This is a genomic window from Sphingomonas kyeonggiensis (assembly GCF_014204495.1).
Taxonomy (GTDB): domain Bacteria; phylum Pseudomonadota; class Alphaproteobacteria; order Sphingomonadales; family Sphingomonadaceae; genus Sphingomonas; species Sphingomonas kyeonggiensis_A.
In genome coordinates this window covers 456754-472443 of record NZ_JACHLN010000004.1, presented here as the reverse complement: position 1 = coordinate 472443, position 15690 = coordinate 456754, and the positions used below count along the sequence as shown (strand labels likewise).

Below are 15690 nucleotides of genomic sequence, written 5' to 3'. Positions count from 1 at the left end.
GACTTCTCCTCTGCGGCCGCCTTCGGGCGGCCTCTTTTTTGTCCGGGCGAAGCGGGTTAACTGGGCGCCATGACGCAGGAAAAACTGATCGCCGGCATCGAACTGGGCGGCACCAAGTGTGTGGCGCTGCTCGCCACCGGGCCCGGTGACGTGCGCGACCGGGTGACCGTTCCCACCACCGATCCGGCGGCGACGCTGGCGGCACTCGAGGCCGCACTCGATCGCTGGAGCTTCGATGCGATCGGCGTGGCGAGCTTCGGCCCGGTCGGCCTCGATCGCGCCCGCGCCGATTACGGTTCGATCACCGCGACGACCAAGCCGGGCTGGACGGGGACCGACCTGATCCGCCGGCTCGAGGCACGCTACGGCAAGCCGATCGGCTTCCAGACCGATGTCGGCGGCGCGGCGCTCGCCGAAGGGCGCTGGGGCGGGGCGCAGGGCATGTCGGCGCACGCGTATATCACGATCGGCACCGGCGTCGGCGTCGGCCTTGTCACGGGCGGCGTGCCGGTGATGGGCTGGGCGCATGGCGAGGCCGGCCATATGCGCCTGCCGCGCGCGCCGGGCGACAGCTATGCCGGCTGGTGCCGCTTCCACGGCGATTGCCTCGAGGGCCTGATCTCCGGTCCGGCGCTCGCCGAGCGCTTCGGCGTGCCGGGCAACCAGCTGCCCGATGACGGCCCCGAATGGGACCTGTTCGTCCATGACCTGGCGGGCATGCTCCACAATCTCGTGGTCACCGCCGCGCCGGAGCGGATCGCGATCGGCGGGGGTGTGGTGGCGGCCCGCGACTATCTGTTCCCCAGGCTGCGCACCCGGCTGGTCGAGAGCCTGGGCGGCTATGGCGCGCTGGCGGAATGGGCCGAGGGGATCGAGGCGCGGCTGGGTGCACCGGGACTGGGCACCATGGCGGGTCCGCTCGGCGCGATCGCGGTGGGGCTGGCGGCGTAGGTTAAAAGCCCTCCCCTTCAGGGGAGGGGCTAGCCGCTCAAATCACTTCCATCTCGCTGTTATAATGGTGCCACGCGAACACCGCTGCCGCGCCGCGGTGCGGGCGCCAGGCTTCGGCGATCTCCCGGGTGAGCTTCTCGCTTGGCCGCTCGGCATGGCCCATGATCCGCCCGACTTCGATCTGCACCGCAAGGTCGCCCGCCGGCCAGATATCGGGCCGGCCCTCCGCGAACAGCAGATAGACCTCGGCGGACCAGCGCCCGATGCCCTTGATCCGGACAAGCTGGGCGATCGCTTCCTCATCGTCCTCGGCGAGATGCGCGAAGTCGAGCCGCCCGCTGGTCACTTCCTCGGCAAGGCTGCGGGCATAGGCGGCCTTCTGGCGCGATAGCCCGGCTGCGCGCAGATCGTCGTCGCTCACCCGCGCCACGGTCTCCGGATCGCTCAGCGGGCCCAATTGCGCGGCCATCTTGTTCCAGATCGACTGCGCCGCGGCGACGCTCACCTGCTGGCCGACGATCGTACGCAGCAGCGTCTCATAGCCCCGGTCGCGGATGCGGGGCGGGGGATAGCCGACGCGTCCGATCGCGGCGGCGATCAGCGGCTCGCGGTCCGCCAGGGCATCCAGCGACGCCCTGAGCTGTTCGGTGCTCAGCCCCATGCGTGCCCGCCTTGCGAAGCGCCGCTTTCGGCGGCATGGACGAGGCAGGACCAGGAGAAGATCATGCCCAAGCTTATCGTCGTGACCAGGAGTGGTGAAGAGCGTGAGGTCATGGGCGAGGCGGGCCTGAGCGTGATGGAAGTGATCCGCGAGAGCGGCTTTGACGAGTTGCTCGCGCTGTGCGGCGGCTGCTGCTCCTGCGCGACCTGCCACGTCCATGTCGATCCGGAATTTGCGGCCAAACTGCCGAAGATGAGCATGGACGAGGACGACCTGCTCGACAGCGCCGGCGACCGCGACGCGACGTCGCGCCTGTCGTGCCAGCTGCCTTTCACCGATGAGCTCGACGGCCTGCGCGTGCGGATCGCCGAAGAGGATTGATCGAATATCCCTCTCCCGCAAAAGCGGGAGAGGGATAGCCAGCTTACTGAACCGCCCGTACCCGGATCGACGCCATCGGCGCATCGGTGGTGGTGGTGTCGGTCTTCCAAGTGATCACCTTGTCCTTGCCGGTGGTCACCGCGCCTTCCTCATTGTTCTGGCTCACCAGCTCGGCGTCGGTGGTCAGGGTGAAGGTACCCTGCAGGCGCGTGAACGCCTCGCCCATGCCGCCCGGCATCATCCCCAGCGCGCTCATGTCGCCCATATTGCCCATGCCGCTGCCGCTCATCCGCACATAGCCCGGCGCCTTCACGCGGATCAGGTCCTTGCCGCGCAGCTCCACCGCGATCCACGGCATGATCATCTGGTTGTCGAGATTGTACGGGAACAGGAAGCCGTGATCGAGCACGCCGGAGATCTGGTAATCCACCCAGAACATCCCGTTGCCGCGATACTCGACGCTGCGATAGCCCGCTTCCTTGGCAACCTCGATCGCGAGCTTGCGGAAGGTCTCGTCCTGCTTGGCCTTCTCCTCGGGCGTCAGCGTGAAGTCCGGCTCCTTCTCCGGCGCCTTGGCCTTCTTGCCCGATTTCTCCTTGGCGGCCTCTTCCATGCCCATCTGCATCGCCTTGCCCATGAAGCTCTGCAGATCGACCGCCATCACCTCGCCCTTGTAGGTGAAGGTGAAGGTCCGGTCGGCATGGATGGTCAGCGCCGAATCGAACTTGCCGGGCACGAACAGGCAGCTGGCGAGCACCAGCGGCGCCATCAGCGCGAACGCGACGGCCTTCAGACGATGCAACATGAGTCCCCCTTGGCGATCAGCCGCGGGCGCTCACCGCGTAGAGCGCGATCGCCGCGGCATTGGATACGTTGAGGCTTTCGACCTTATCCGAGATCGGCAGCTTCGCAAGCTCGTCGCAATGCGCCTCGGTGTTCTGGCGCATGCCTTCGCCCTCGGCGCCCAGCACCAGCGCGATCTTGTTCTGGCCGCCCATCACCTCGGCCAGCGTGCCCTTGGCATGGCCGGTCAGGCCGATGCGCCAGAAGCCGGCCTCGGCGATTTCCTCCAGTGCGCGGGCCAGATTGACCACCCGGCACCACGGCACCTGCTCCAGCGTGCCGGCGGCGGCGCGGGCCAGCGTGCCGGTTTCGCCGGGAGCATGCCGGTCCTGCGTCACGATGCCCAGCGCGTCGAACGCCGCCGCCGAGCGCAGGATCGCGCCGACATTGTGCGGGTCGGTCACCTGGTCGAGCACCAGCAGCGGCCGGTTGTCGCCTTCGCCCTGCGCCAGCAGGTCGCCGAGCCAGATCTCCTCGAGCGGATCGACTTCGGCGACCAGCCCCTGATGCGGGGCGTCGCCGGGCACCAGCCGGCCGAGATCGGCGGCATTGGCGAAGGTGATCGGGATCGTCGACGGGATGTCGAGCCCGGCCAGCGCGTCGTGCGTGCCCCAGATCTTGCGGACGTTGCGCTCGGGATTGTCGAGCGCCGCCAGCACCGCGTGCCGCCCGTAGAAACGCGGGCGGTTCGCGGAGGCCTGGCTCGGCCGGTGTCCACGCTTGGCCATCAATGTGCTCCCGGTGCCGCGTAGAAGCCTTCCGAAGCGTTCGGCTCGGTTGCCAGCGGCAGGCGCGGCAGCGGCTCGGGCGCGTTGGCGGCGTTGATCAGGAAGGCTGCCAGGATGATCGCGCCCTGGCGCATGTCGTCCGCCTTCAGATGGTCGAAGGTGTCGACATCGGTGTGGTGCACGTTCGAGCCGTAGTCGAGCGGGTCCTGGATGAACTGGAAGGCCGGGATGCCCACCGCGTCGAAGAACACGTGATCGGTGCTGCCGGTGCGCGCGGTGGCCACCTTGGTCGCGCCGAACGAATTGAACGGCGCCAGCCATTCGCGGAAGATCGGCACCACCGCGGTATTGCCCTGGGTGAAGATGCCGCGGATCTTGCCCGAGCCGTTGTCGAGGTTGAAATAGGCGGCGAGCTTGGCGTGGTCCGGGCCCGGCTGGATCGGGAAGCCCTTGCTCCAGCCCATGTAGCGGGCATAGCCGCTCAGCGCCGGATCGACCGGACGGCTGGCGACATGGTTCTCGACATAAGCCATCGAGCCGAGCAGGCCCTGCTCCTCGCCCGACCAGAGCGCGAAGCGGATCGCGCGCTTGGTCTTGATGCCCGATGCCTTGATGATGCGCGCGGCCTCCATCACCATCGAGACGCCGGCGGCGTTGTCGGCGGCGCCGTCACCCATCGCCCAGCTGTCCATGTGCGCGCCGGCCATCACATAGCCTGCCTTGGCGTCGGTGCCGGGGATGTCGGCCAGGATGTTGTATGCCTTGGTGTCGCTGTCGTCGAAGCTGACGTCGCTGTTGAGCTCGAGGCTCGGCGCCATGCCCATCTTGGCCAGGCGGGCGAGGCGGCGATAATCCTCGGCGGCGATCTCGAAGCCCGGCAGCGGCGGGGTGGCGCCAACCTGGAACTGGCTGTTCTGGCCGTGCACCAGCTTGCCGTTGCGCGACGACATGGTGGCATAGCCGACCGCGCCCTCGGCCTTCAGGAAGGCGTCGCGCTTGGCGGCGAAGGCGAGGCGGCTCTGGCTGCTCGGGCGGCGATTCGCGGTGGCGGCGCCGTTCTGCAGCTGGAAATTGTCGTAACGGTCGAGATCGGCGTCGCTCCAGCGGCGGAAGTCGAGGTCGGTCGAATCGGTGATGTCGGTCGGCTCGGTGAGCAGGACGATCTTGCCCTTGAGCTTGCCCTTATACTGGTCGAGCGACGCTTCGTCCGCCATCGGCGCCAGCACCACCTGGCCGGTGATCGCGCCGTTGGTTCCCGGCGTCCAGGCGAGCGGCGCGGCCACCAAAGTCAGCGGACGCGGCGAAATCATCTTCACACTGGCGTTCTTCGCCGACCAGCCCCTGCCGAACTCGAATCCCTCCTTATGGACATTAGTCAGTCCCCATTCGCGGAACTTGGCCTGGGTCCAGTCCTCGGCCTGGCGCATCGGCGGCGAATTGGTGAGTCGCGCGCCAATCACATCGGTGAGGTACTGGGCGATGCGCATCACTTCGCTGTGGTTGGTGCCCTGATCGACGATCTTGTCGACCGGCGCGCTCGGGCCGTCCGGTCCCTTGGCGATGGCGAGCGGCGCCATGGCGGTGGCGGCGAGCAGCGTGGCGATGGCGAAGGAAAGTCGGCGCATTATGGACCCCTGTTTGGAAGCGGCGGACGCTATGCTGCACAAAGTCTGCGCGCAAGGCGTTGACAGGCGCGCGCCGCTTCGGCAATGGGCCCCCTCTCGCCGAACGGCGCCATGGACAGGTGGCCGAGTGGTTAAAGGCAGCAGACTGTAAATCTGCCCGTGCAAGCGTACGCTGGTTCGAATCCAGCCCTGTCCACCACCGCCCCCTAAGGGCCTTACATCTCAGTATGATATTGATTCTACGCGGTTCTTCCCGCCCAATGTGGTACGGAAGGCCGGTACGGAATGGGTGTGGCACGCGTGAGCCTGACAAGGTCGAAGACGGGGCTCTGGCGGGCTCGCAAGGAAATCCCCGAGGCTATCCGCGAATCCTACGGGAAGCGTGAGGAGAAGACGAGTTGGCCCGCTCACCTTACACATGAGCAGGCGCTGGCCGAGTATCTCCCCTGGCGGGCGAAAATCGAAAGCGCGATTGACCTTCTCAAGCAGCGGCTGGCCGGGACCGTGCGGCTCACCCGGCAGCAGGCCAAGGCCCTTGCTGGTGCGTGGTATCAGGAACAGGTGAGCGCCGACTGGGAAGACGTAGGCGGAGACTGGCACGGCTGGGTGCCCGATTGGCAGGCGACGCGCGAGAATCTCTTTGATGAGACCTACGACCCCGACACGGGCGAGGTACGCTACGTTGCTGGGCCGGAGTTGATCGACGAGCGCGACGCGCTGCTGGCCGCCCGGAACATGATTGTGACTGACGGCAGCGCGGCCATGTTGCTGGACGAGCTGTCCGAGATGTATCTGGCGTTCTTCAGCCGCCTTGAGCGTCGCGCCTCCGGAGACCGCAGCATTGACCCCGTGTTGATCGCGCTGCCTGCGGTGGACGCCACCATCCCGCCTCCCGTTCAGGAGAACAAGGCCGCCCCTCGCACCTCTCGGGCTGCCGTCTCAATCACGGAGCTATTCGAGCGATACGCCAAGGCGGGCTCTGCAAGCGTCCGCACTGTGAGCAAGTGGAGGCCCCAAGTCCGCAACTTCGTCGATCACCTTGGGCATGACGATGCGACACGGGTGACACGCGGCGATCTTAACCGCTGGGTTGAGGCGCTGGTTGAGCGAGGGCTGGCCAAGAAGACGATTACGGACAGCTACGTGCCGGCGGTGAGGGTGTCCCTCGGGATCGCCTACGAGAACGAGCAGATACCGGCGAACCCCGCAACCGGCCTTAAGGTGCGTGCGCCGAAGGCGGTGAGGACTCAGAGCAAGGATCACAGCACAGAAGCGGCTCACGCTATCCTGACGGCGACCCTTCGACCCTCCCACGGTGCTGTATCGGGGCGGCATGCGCTGGCCCGGCGTTGGGTGCCCTGGATTTGCGCCTACACCGGCGCGCGCGTTGGCGAGGTCACGCAGATGCGCGCGATGGACGTGCGGCAGGAGGAGGGGGTGTGGATTTTCCACATCACGCCAGAAGCGGGAAGCACGAAGGACAGCAAGGCGCGCTCGGTCCCGATCCATTCGCATCTGATCGAGCAAGGCATCCTCGGGCTCGCCAAGGCCGGCGATGCGACCCCCCTTTTCTATGACATGCCGGAGGGTGGCGGGTCGAAGGTCAATCCGCCGGCAAAGCAGCGGGCTTCCAAGCTGGCGGAGTGGGTGCGCGCTCTCGGCGTAACGACACCGCAGCCAAATCACGGCTGGCGGCATCGGTTCAAGACTGTGGCACGCTCAGTCGGCATGCTGCCCGAGCAGCGAGACGCGATACAAGGCCATGTTCCTCGTACCGAGGGCGAGAGCTACGGCGCGCAGCCAATGCCCATTCTACAGGCAGCGATTGAGATGATGCCTCGATACAAGATCGACCTCGACCCATCGGCAGGCGGCTTGGCCGCGGGCGAGTAGGGCCCCTCAGCAATTATCACCCACTCTCGGGGTGGGATACCTATAGGTGTAACTTAAGGAGCGTCCGTCCCGCTGCCCCCGCTCCGAGGTCGGCAATTATGTCGGACTCTTGGGGTGAGATATCTTTAGGTATCCAAGGGGGCGAGGCAGCTGCCTACGCGAGCTTGGCAATTAGGCCGCACTCTCGGGGTGGGATATCCTTAAGGGTGCCCTATAGGTGCGTATGAGCCGGTTAGTTTTCCCTCAGAAATCCGAAGGTCTAAGCGCACTACGCAACTAGCCACATCCCCCCGGTGGGTGGTGGCGACCAAAGAGAGCTACGGCAGGCCCTGAAGGGCTCCTGGGGATCACCCTCCGTCCTCCTCCCCCAATATCCTCTCAACGTGATTTCAGGGTGTGGGGGGCTCGAAATCGACCGGTTACGAGCCAGCCCTCCAAGCTGTATCGAAAAGTAGCTTGACGTGGATTCCGAGCCACTGGATATATCGAGCCTCTATTTCGATACAGGAGGCCTCGTGGCTCGCACCTTCGCCTATTGCCGTGTCTCTACTGCCGATCAGACCTCCGAGAACCAGCTGGGGGAGATACAGGCAGCAGGGTTTGCCGTAGAGCCCCGCAGGATCGTTCAAGAGACCATCTCGGGATCGGTGCCCGCTATGGAGCGCCCTGGCTTCTCGCGCCTCGTGGATCGCCTTGAGAGCGGCGACGTCCTGATCGTTACCAAGCTGGACCGGCTTGGGCGCAACGCGATGGATGTTCGCGCGACGGTGGAGCGTCTGGCTGCGGACGACGTGCGGGTGCACTGCCTTGCCCTCGGTGGCGTTGACCTCACCAGTGCGGCCGGGCGCATGACAATGACTGTCCTATCTGCTGTCGCCGAGTTCGAGCGCGACCTGCTGATCGAGCGCACCCAGGCGGGGCTTGCGCGGGTCAGGGCGGAGGGCAAGCCGCTAGGACGACCCTCGTCCCTATCAAGCGAGCAGCAAGAAGCCATCCGGGGCCAACGAGCGGCCGGTGTTTCGCTCGGCGCGCTGGCAAAGGAATATGGCGTCAGCCGTGCCGCGATCCAGCGGGTGGAGCGGCGTGCGCCTCACTGAAGGCGCCGGCCCGGGATGCCCTGCTTTCACTGGCGGGCGCCTATGATGCTATCTCCACGAAATCCGACCATCTTTATCCTTGCCAACCAAAGACGGGGCATGCTGGGAAGCGTCTCCATTGGGGAGGGCATATGAATCATCAGGCGCTGTCGGCATTTATCTGGTCCGTGGCCGACCTGCTGCGCGGCGACTATAAGCCGGCCGATTACGGCTCGGTGATCCTGCCCTTCACAGTGCTGCGCCGCCTCGATTGCGTTTTGGAGCCGACCAAGGGCGACGTGCTCGCCGAGCTAGAGCTGCGCGAGAAGGCTGGGCTGGACCCGGAGCACTTCCTGCGCCGCAAGGCCGGAACGAGCTTCTACAACACCTCGCCCATGGACCTGCAGAAGCTCCTCGGCGACCCGGATAACGTCGCGGCGAACCTCACCTCTTACCTGCAGGGCTTCTCGCCGGAGGTGCGCGACATCTTCGAGAAGTTCGAGTTCCACAACCAGATCGACAAGCTCGCCCGCGCCAAGCTGCTGTTCCTCATCACTGAGAAGTTCGCCGGGATCGACCTGCATCCGGACGTGGTGCCGAACAGCCAGATGGGCCTAGTGTTCGAGGAGCTCATCCGCAAGTTCGCCGAAGCCTCGAACGAGACGGCCGGCGATCACTTCACCCCGCGCGAAGTGATCTCGCTGATGGTCAACCTATTGTTCGTCGAGGATGACGACGCGCTGTCCAAGCCGGGCGTTGTGCGTACGATCTACGATCCCACGGCGGGCACCGGCGGGATGCTCTCAGTTGCCGAGGAGCATCTGGCGAAGCTTAACCCCGGCGCGCGGCTGACCATCTCCGGCCAGGAGCTGAACCCGGAATCCTATGCCATCTGCAAGGCCGACATGCTCATCAAGGGGCAGGACGTCTCCAACATCGCCTTTGGCAATACGCTGTCCGACGACGGCCATCCCGGCCAGACCTTCGACTATATGCTCGCCAACCCGCCCTTCGGCGTCGAGTGGAAGAAGGTGGAGAAGGACGTCCGGCGCGAGCATGAGCAACAGGGCTATAACGGCCGCTTCGGCCCCGGCCTGCCGCGCGTCTCCGATGGTTCGCTGCTGTTCCTGATGCACCTCTTGTCGAAGATGCGGCCAGCCACGGAGGGCGGCTGCCGCTTCGGCATCGTGCTCAACGGCTCGCCGCTGTTCACCGGCGGCGCGGGCAGCGGCGAGAGCGAGATCCGGCGCTATCTGCTGGAGAACGATCTGGTCGAGGCGATTATCGCGCTGCCGACCGACATGTTCTTCAACACCGGCATCGCCACCTATGTGTGGATCGTCTCGAACCGCAAGCCGGCTGGGCGCAAGGGTGTGGTCCAGCTGGTCGATGGCTCCAGCTTCTGGCGCAAGATGCGCAAGTCGCTGGGCTCCAAGCGCAAGGAGCTGGGCCCCGAGCATATCGTGCAGATCACCCGGCTGTTCGGTCGCGCCGAGGAAGCGCAGCTCGCCACGGTGCTCGACGCCGAGGGCAAGGAAGTGACGCGCGAAATCCTGTGGGAGGGTGACAAGGCTCCCGACGCGCCCGAGGGCGGCAAGGTAAAGCTGGCCCCGCTCTCGCGCCTCTTCCCCAGCAGCGCCTTTGGCTACCGCACGATCACCGTCGAGCGCCCCTTGCGGGACGAAGGCGGCGCGCTGGTGCTGGCCGGCAAGGGCAAGAACAAGGGCAAGCCCCAGGCCGACACCAGCCTGCGCGATACCGAGAATGTGCCGCTGAGCGAGGACGTGAACGCCTATTTCGCGCGCGAAGTGCTGCCGCACGCCGAGGATGCCTGGATCGACGAGAGCAAGACCAAGGTTGGCTACGAAATCCCGTTCAACCGGCAATTCTACGTCTTCGAGCCGCCCCGCCCACTGGCGGAGATCGACGCGGACCTGAAGCAGGTGACCGACCGGATCAAGGTGATGATCGAGGGGCTGGCGGCGTGAGCTTTCCGGCGTATCCGTGCTATCGGGATAGCGGCCGGCAATGGCTAGGCGAACTCCCTGAAAGCTGGCGCCTGGTTCCCTTTTGGACCCTCTTCCGGCGGGTGAAGCGCATCGATTTCCCGGAGGAGGAGTTGCTATCGGTCTATCGCGACTATGGGGTGATCCGAAAACGCGACCGCGACGATAACTTCAACAAGCCCTCTGAGGATCTCGGTCCGTATCAGCTGGTTGAGCCCGGCGACCTAGCCATCAACAAGATGAAGGCCTGGCAAGGGTCGCTCGGCGTCTCTCCATATCGCGGGATCGTAAGCCCCGCGTACTTCGTCTACCACGCCCGGCATAACGAACTGCCCGGCTATCTACATTACCTGCTTCGCTCCGACCCCTATGCGACTGGCTTCCTGACGATCTCGAAGGGTATTCGGATCAACCAATGGGACGTCGATCCGGACCATTTGGCGCAGCTTCCGATCCCATTGCCCTCGCTGTCCGAACAAGCCGAAATCGTCGCCTTCCTGGACCGCGAGACGGCCAAGATCGACGCGCTTGTGGAGGAGCAGCGGCGACTGATCGAACTGCTCAAGGAAAAGCGCCAGGCCGTCATCTCCCATGCGGTGACCAAGGGTCTGAACCCCGATGCGCCCATGAAGGATTCCGGGGTAGAATGGCTGGGCGAGGTGCCGTCGCATTGGGCAATCGCGAAGTTCCCGAGTGCCATCGACTTTCAGGAGGGGCCTGGCATCCTCGCCGTCGATTTTCATGATGAGGGGGTGCCTCTCTTACGGGTGGCTGGCGCGCAATCTCGCTGGGCCTCTTTGGATGGCTGCAACTTTCTCGATCCTGCAAAAGTCCAATCGCGCTGGGATCATTTCAGGCTCGAACTCGGCGATCTTGTGATCAGCGGGAGCGCCAGCATGGGAACCGTGTGCGAGGTCGGAGCCGCTACAGTTGGCGCGATTCCATACACAGGCCTTATTCGACTTCGGCCACGAAACAATGGCGCGACGCGGGACTATATCCGTGCGCTGGTCAGCTCGTCTCTCTTCTTCACACAAATCGACATGTTAAAGGCGGGAGCCACAATACAACACTTCGGCCCCATTCACCTTCGACAGATGATTGTTACTCTGCCACCAAAGGAAGAGCAGGAGAAGATAGCCGTGTATGTCGAAGCCGAGCACACGCGATTTGACGCTCTGCTCGAACAAGCGTCCGCGGCGATCACGCTTCTCCAAGAACGCCGCGCCGCCCTCATCTCCGCTGCCGTCACCGGCAAGATCGACGTGCGCGCCGCCAACACCCAACAGGCAGAAGCAGCATGACCCGCCTCTGGATCGTCCGCGCCGGCCGCAATGGCGAACGCGAGCTGGATGCGATCCAGCAAGGCAAGCTGATGCTCGGCTTCAACGATGTCGATGACCTGAGCCGCTACAAGGATCGCGCAGCCATCCTCGCGCATCTTGAGGAAGCGATGCCCGATGCCAGCGCCAATCGCCGGAAGAACTTCGCGGCCCAGCTCAACCAGTTCGCGCACGTGATCCAGATCGGCGACCTCGTCGTGTTGCCCCGCAAGCTCACCAGCGGCGTCGCCATCGGCGAGGTCACCGGCCCCTACAAGTTCGAGCCGGATGGGATCAGCAAGCAGATGCGCGCGGTGAAGTGGCTGAACGAAGCGGTGCCGCGCGATGTGTTCAAGCAGGACCTGCGCCACTCCTTCGGCGCCTTCATGACCGTGTGCGAGATCAAGCGGAACCAGGCGCTGGAACGCGTCCGCGCCGTGCTCGCCACCGGCAGGGATCCAGGCGCACTGCTCGGCAAACAGGGCACCGCGCCAACCGCCCCGGCCGACGACGACACAGATGCGGATGATATCGCGACCGATATCGAGGATATCGCCAACCAGCAGATCATCTCGTTGATCAAGTCCGAGTTCGCCGGCCATGCGCTGGCCGATCTGGTCGCCGAGATCCTGGGGGTCGAAGGCTATACGACCAAGGTCTCTCCGCCCGGCGCGGACGGTGGCGTCGATATCCTGGCGGCCGGCGGCACGCTCGGCCTTGGCGAGGACCGCATCTGTGTGCAGGTGAAGTCGGGGGACGGCGCGGCCAACCATGATGTGGTGCTGCGCCTGATCGGCTCGGTGTCGAACAGTCAGGCGCAAACCGGCCTGCTCGTCAGCATCGGCGGCGTGAACGCGGTGGCGCAGAAGGAGCTCGACAACAACTTCTTCAAGCTGCGGCTGTGGCAGATGCCCGATCTGCTCAAGGCGTTGTTCCGCACCTATGCCGACCTGTCCGACGAAACGCGCGCCAAACTGCCGTTGAAGCAGATCTGGGCGCCTGTCTCAGGAGCGGAAGCTTGAGCCGCCTGCACGAAGAGATCAGCTTCGAGAGCGAGGTCTGCGCCGTCCTCGCCTCCAAGGGATGGCTCTACCAGTCCGGCGACGCCCAGCTTTACGACCGCAAGCGCGCGCTGTTCGCGCCCGATCTGGTCGCCTGGGTGCAGGAGACGCAGCCCAAGGCCTGGGAGAGCCTGACCAAGGTTCACGGTGTGGCGGCAGAGGGCCTGCTGCTCGACCGGGTGCGTAAGTCACTGGACGACCGGGGCACGCTGGATGTGATCCGTAACGGCATCGAGATGATCGGCACGCGGGGGATGCTGTCGCTCGCGCAGTTCAAGCCGGCGATGCGGATGAACCCGGACATCGTCGCGCGCTACAACGCCAACCGACTGCGCGTGGTGCGGCAGGTGCGCTACAGCCTGGCCAATGAGAATTGCATCGATCTGGTGCTGTTCCTGAACGGCGTGCCCGTCGCCACGGTGGAGCTCAAGACCGACTTCACTCAGTCGGTCGAGGATGCTGTGGTCCAGTACAAGCTTGACCGGTTGCCGCAGCAGAAGGGGCAGGAGCGCGAGCCGCTTTTGAGCTTCCCCTCGGGCGCGTTGGTCCATTTCGCGGTATCGAACCGCGAAGTGATGATGACGACGAAGCTGGCCGGGCCGACGACGATTTTCCTGCCGTTCAACCAGGGCGATCATGGCGGCAAGGGTAACCCGACATTGCCCTTCGGCCACCCGACATCGTACCTCTGGGAACAGGTGTGGCAGCGCGACAGCTGGCTCGAGCTGATCGGCCGCTACCTCGTCACCCAGCGCGACGAGAAGAAGAACATCGGGAGGATCATCTTCCCGCGCTATCACCAGCTCGACGCGACGCGGAAACTGCAAGCGAAGGTGCTCGAAGAGGGCGTGGGCCAGAAGTATCTGATCCAGCACTCGGCCGGATCGGGCAAGACCAACTCCATTGCCTGGACGGCGCACTTCCTCTCCGAGCTGCACGACGCGAACGACGAAAAGCTGTTCTCGACGGTGATCGTCGTGTCCGACCGGCGGGTGATCGACGGGCAGCTGCAGGATGCCTTGTTCGATTTCCAGCGCACCACGGGCGTGGTCGAGACGATCAAGAGCGAGAGCGGCAGCAAGAGCGCACAGCTGGCGGACGCGCTCAAGGCCGGCAAGAAGATCATCGTCTGCACGATCCAGACCTTCCCCTTCGCGCTACAGGCCGTGCGCGAGCTGGCCGCGACCGAGGGCAAGCGCTTCGCGGTGATCGCGGACGAGGCGCACAGCTCGCAGACCGGCGAGGCGGCGGCGAAGCTCAAGGAAGTGCTGTCGCCCGAGGAGATTGCCGAGCTGCAGGACGGTGGCGAGATCGACACCGAAGATCTGCTGGCGGCGCAGATGGCCGCGCGGGCGAGCGATAAGGGCGTCACCTATGTCGCCTTCACCGCCACGCCCAAGGCCAAGACGCTGCAGCTGTTCGGGCGGGTGATGAAGCCCGGTGGGCTCCCCGAGCCCTTCCACGTCTATTCGATGCGCCAGGCCATCGAAGAGGGCTTCATCCTCGACGTGCTGAAGAACTACACGCCTTACAAGCTGGCGTTCCGGCTGGCGCATGGCGGCAAGGAGCTGGAAGACACCGAGGTCGAGCGTTCCGCCGCGATGAAGGGGATCATGCAGTGGGTGAACCTACACCCCTATAACATCGCCCAGAAGGTCCAGATCGTCGTCGAGCATTTCCGCGAGAACGTGCAGCCGCTGCTGGACGGCAAGGCCAAGGCGATGGTGGTGCTCGGCAGCCGCAAGGACGCTGTGCGCTGGAAGCTGGCCATAGACCGCTACATCAAGAGCAAAGGCTACCCGCTCGGCACGCTGGTCGCCTTCTCGGGCGAGGTGAACGATCCCGAGTCCTCCCCGGCCCCCCTGACCGAGGCGAGCAAGGAGCTCAACCCGAACCTTAAGGGCCGCGACATCCGCGACGCGTTCAAGGCCGATGAGTATCATCTGCTGCTCGTCGCCAACAAGTTCCAGACCGGATTCGACCAGCCGCTGCTCTGCGGGATGTACGTTGATCGGAGGTTGGCGGGCGTACAAGCGGTGCAGACGCTCTCGCGCCTGAACCGAGCGCATCCGGGCAAGGACACGACCTACGTCCTCGACTTCGTCAACAGCTCTTACGAGGTGCTGGCGGCGTTCCGTACCTATTACGAGACGGCCGAGCTCGACGGCGTCACGGACCCCAATCTGGTCTATGACCTGCGCGCCAAGCTCGACGCGGGCGGGTGGTATGACAGCTTCGAGGTGGACCGCGTCGCGGCCGTCGCGATGAACCCTAAGTCCACCCAGGGGGACCTTGCCGGAGCCGTGGGGCCCGTTGCGGACCGCCTGCTCAAGCGCTTCGCGGCGGCCAAGGAAGCCAATGCCCAGGCGGACGAACTCGGGGACGAGAAGGCAGCGAGCGCTGCTTCGGACGAGATGAACGCGCTGACGCTGTTCAAGGGCGACGCGCAGACCTTCATCCGCATCTACACCTTCCTCAGTCAGATGTTCGACTATGGCAACTCGGACATCGAGAAGCGCTTCCTGTTCTTTAAATACCTGGTCCGCCTGCTGGACTTCGGCCGGGAACGGACCTTCGTCGATGTCTCGCAGCTGCAGCTCACGCACCATTCGCTGAAGGCGCTCGGCAAGCAGCCGATGACAATGAGCGGCGAAGCTCCAAAGATTGCGCCGGTGGGCGAAGCGGGCTCGGGGACGCTGCAAGAGAAGCAGAAGGCGCTCCTGCGCGAGATCATCCAGCGCGTGAACGACCTCTTCGAAGGGGAGCTCACCGACGGCGATCAGCTCGTCTACGTCAATGACGTGATCAAGGGGAAGCTGCTGGAGTCGGAGGAACTCGCCACGCAGGCGATGAATAACAGCAAGGCACAGTTCGCCGCCTCGCCCACGCTAGACAATGAACTGCTCAACGCGATCATCGACGCACTCGATGCGCACCAGAAGATGAGCCAGCAGGCGCTTGGCTCGGACAAGGTCCGCGCAGGGCTCAAGGACATCCTTCTCGGCCCTGCCGGGCTATACGAGGCTCTGCGAGGGCAAGGCGAACACGCGGCCTAGTCGGCCGGGCTCACTAGGTGATTGGTTTGACCGCGGCGGCACGGTCGGCCGTTGTTGCATCAAATCATTGACTCTATTGGGCTTCTC

Annotated in this window: 12 protein-coding genes and 1 tRNA gene; 9 read left to right on the top strand and 4 right to left on the bottom strand. The window is 64.8% G+C overall.

Annotated elements, in window-relative coordinates:
* The first annotated feature begins 69 nt into the window (after positions 1–69).
* Positions 70–951, top strand: coding sequence for an ROK family protein (locus tag HNP52_RS21350; RefSeq protein WP_184170444.1), 882 nt, complete (start codon positions 70–72; stop codon positions 949–951).
* A gap of 37 nt (positions 952–988) precedes the next feature.
* Here the strand turns inward: HNP52_RS21350 and HNP52_RS21345 are convergent, their stop codons facing one another.
* A complete protein-coding gene (locus HNP52_RS21345; protein ID WP_184170441.1) occupies positions 989–1612 on the bottom strand; it encodes a DNA-3-methyladenine glycosylase in 624 nt (207 codons plus the stop codon).
* Between the two features lie 63 nt (positions 1613–1675).
* Between HNP52_RS21345 and HNP52_RS21340 the strand changes: the two genes are divergently transcribed.
* Positions 1676–1993 (top strand): 2Fe-2S iron-sulfur cluster-binding protein, encoded by a 318-nt coding sequence (locus HNP52_RS21340; RefSeq protein ID WP_184170438.1) that lies wholly within the window; start codon positions 1676–1678, stop codon positions 1991–1993.
* Between the two features lie 43 nt (positions 1994–2036).
* On the opposite strand, the gene HNP52_RS21335 is transcribed toward HNP52_RS21340, so the two are convergent.
* From HNP52_RS21335 to HNP52_RS21325, 3 genes are read right to left on the bottom strand one after another with little or no spacing between them, the layout of a single operon-like run.
* On the bottom strand, positions 2037–2798 hold the full coding sequence (locus tag HNP52_RS21335) for a hypothetical protein (RefSeq protein WP_184170435.1): 762 nt from the start codon (positions 2796–2798) through the stop codon (positions 2037–2039).
* Positions 2799–2814: 16 nt separating this feature from the next.
* Positions 2815–3564, bottom strand: coding sequence for a 23S rRNA (guanosine(2251)-2'-O)-methyltransferase RlmB (gene rlmB, locus HNP52_RS21330; protein WP_184170433.1), 750 nt, complete (start codon positions 3562–3564; stop codon positions 2815–2817).
* The gene (locus HNP52_RS21325; RefSeq protein ID WP_184170430.1) at positions 3564–5189 is read right to left on the bottom strand and encodes a M20/M25/M40 family metallo-hydrolase; all 1626 of its coding nucleotides are present in this window, start codon (positions 5187–5189) and stop codon (positions 3564–3566) included. The genes rlmB and HNP52_RS21325 overlap by 1 nt, the downstream gene beginning before the upstream one ends.
* A 113-nt stretch (positions 5190–5302) precedes the next feature.
* Here HNP52_RS21325 and HNP52_RS21320 point away from each other — a divergent pair.
* The 7 genes from HNP52_RS21320 to HNP52_RS21290 all read left to right on the top strand — a co-directional run bounded on the left by HNP52_RS21320 (position 5303) and on the right by HNP52_RS21290 (position 15603).
* Positions 5303–5388 (top strand) — tRNA-Tyr (locus HNP52_RS21320).
* An 86-nt stretch (positions 5389–5474) separates the two neighbouring features.
* Entirely contained in the window at positions 5475–7082 is a 1608-nt protein-coding gene (locus HNP52_RS21315) for a site-specific integrase (RefSeq protein ID WP_184170427.1), read from the top strand.
* Positions 7083–7597: 515 nt separating this feature from the next.
* Positions 7598–8179 carry a recombinase family protein gene (locus HNP52_RS21310; RefSeq protein WP_184170424.1) on the top strand — a complete coding sequence of 194 codons (582 nt, stop codon included), beginning with the start codon at positions 7598–7600 and terminating at the stop codon, positions 8177–8179.
* A gap of 131 nt (positions 8180–8310) precedes the next feature.
* Positions 8311–10146: a class I SAM-dependent DNA methyltransferase gene (locus tag HNP52_RS21305; RefSeq protein ID WP_184170421.1), complete on the top strand. Its 1836-nt coding sequence runs from the start codon at positions 8311–8313 to the stop codon at positions 10144–10146.
* 101 nt (positions 10147–10247) lie between these two features.
* Positions 10248–11468 carry a restriction endonuclease subunit S gene (locus tag HNP52_RS23335; protein ID WP_184170418.1) on the top strand — a complete coding sequence of 407 codons (1221 nt, stop codon included), beginning with the start codon at positions 10248–10250 and terminating at the stop codon, positions 11466–11468.
* Entirely contained in the window at positions 11465–12508 is a 1044-nt protein-coding gene (locus HNP52_RS21295) for a restriction endonuclease (protein ID WP_184170415.1), read from the top strand. Before HNP52_RS23335 ends, HNP52_RS21295 begins: the two co-directional genes overlap by 4 nt.
* Complete coding sequence (locus tag HNP52_RS21290) at positions 12505–15603, top strand: type I restriction endonuclease subunit R (RefSeq protein ID WP_184170412.1); 3099 nt, start codon at positions 12505–12507, stop codon at positions 15601–15603. Before HNP52_RS21295 ends, HNP52_RS21290 begins: the two co-directional genes overlap by 4 nt.
* Positions 15604–15690: the final 87 nt, after the last annotated feature.

Excerpts from the sequence above, each read along its gene's own strand:
- HNP52_RS21350 (WP_184170444.1), top strand. The coding sequence starts at position 70 with ATGACGCAGGAAAAACTGATCGCCGGCATCGAACTGGGCGGCACCAAG.
- HNP52_RS21345 (WP_184170441.1), bottom strand. The coding sequence starts at position 1,612 with ATGGGGCTGAGCACCGAACAGCTCAGGGCGTCGCTGGATGCCCTGGCG.
- HNP52_RS21340 (WP_184170438.1), top strand. The coding sequence starts at position 1,676 with ATGCCCAAGCTTATCGTCGTGACCAGGAGTGGTGAAGAGCGTGAGGTC.
- HNP52_RS21335 (WP_184170435.1), bottom strand. The coding sequence starts at position 2,798 with ATGTTGCATCGTCTGAAGGCCGTCGCGTTCGCGCTGATGGCGCCGCTG.
- rlmB (WP_184170433.1), bottom strand. The coding sequence starts at position 3,564 with ATGGCCAAGCGTGGACACCGGCCGAGCCAGGCCTCCGCGAACCGCCCG.
- HNP52_RS21325 (WP_184170430.1), bottom strand. The coding sequence starts at position 5,189 with ATGCGCCGACTTTCCTTCGCCATCGCCACGCTGCTCGCCGCCACCGCC.
- HNP52_RS21315 (WP_184170427.1), top strand. The coding sequence starts at position 5,475 with ATGGGTGTGGCACGCGTGAGCCTGACAAGGTCGAAGACGGGGCTCTGG.
- HNP52_RS21305 (WP_184170421.1), top strand. The coding sequence starts at position 8,311 with ATGAATCATCAGGCGCTGTCGGCATTTATCTGGTCCGTGGCCGACCTG.
- HNP52_RS21295 (WP_184170415.1), top strand. The coding sequence starts at position 11,465 with ATGACCCGCCTCTGGATCGTCCGCGCCGGCCGCAATGGCGAACGCGAG.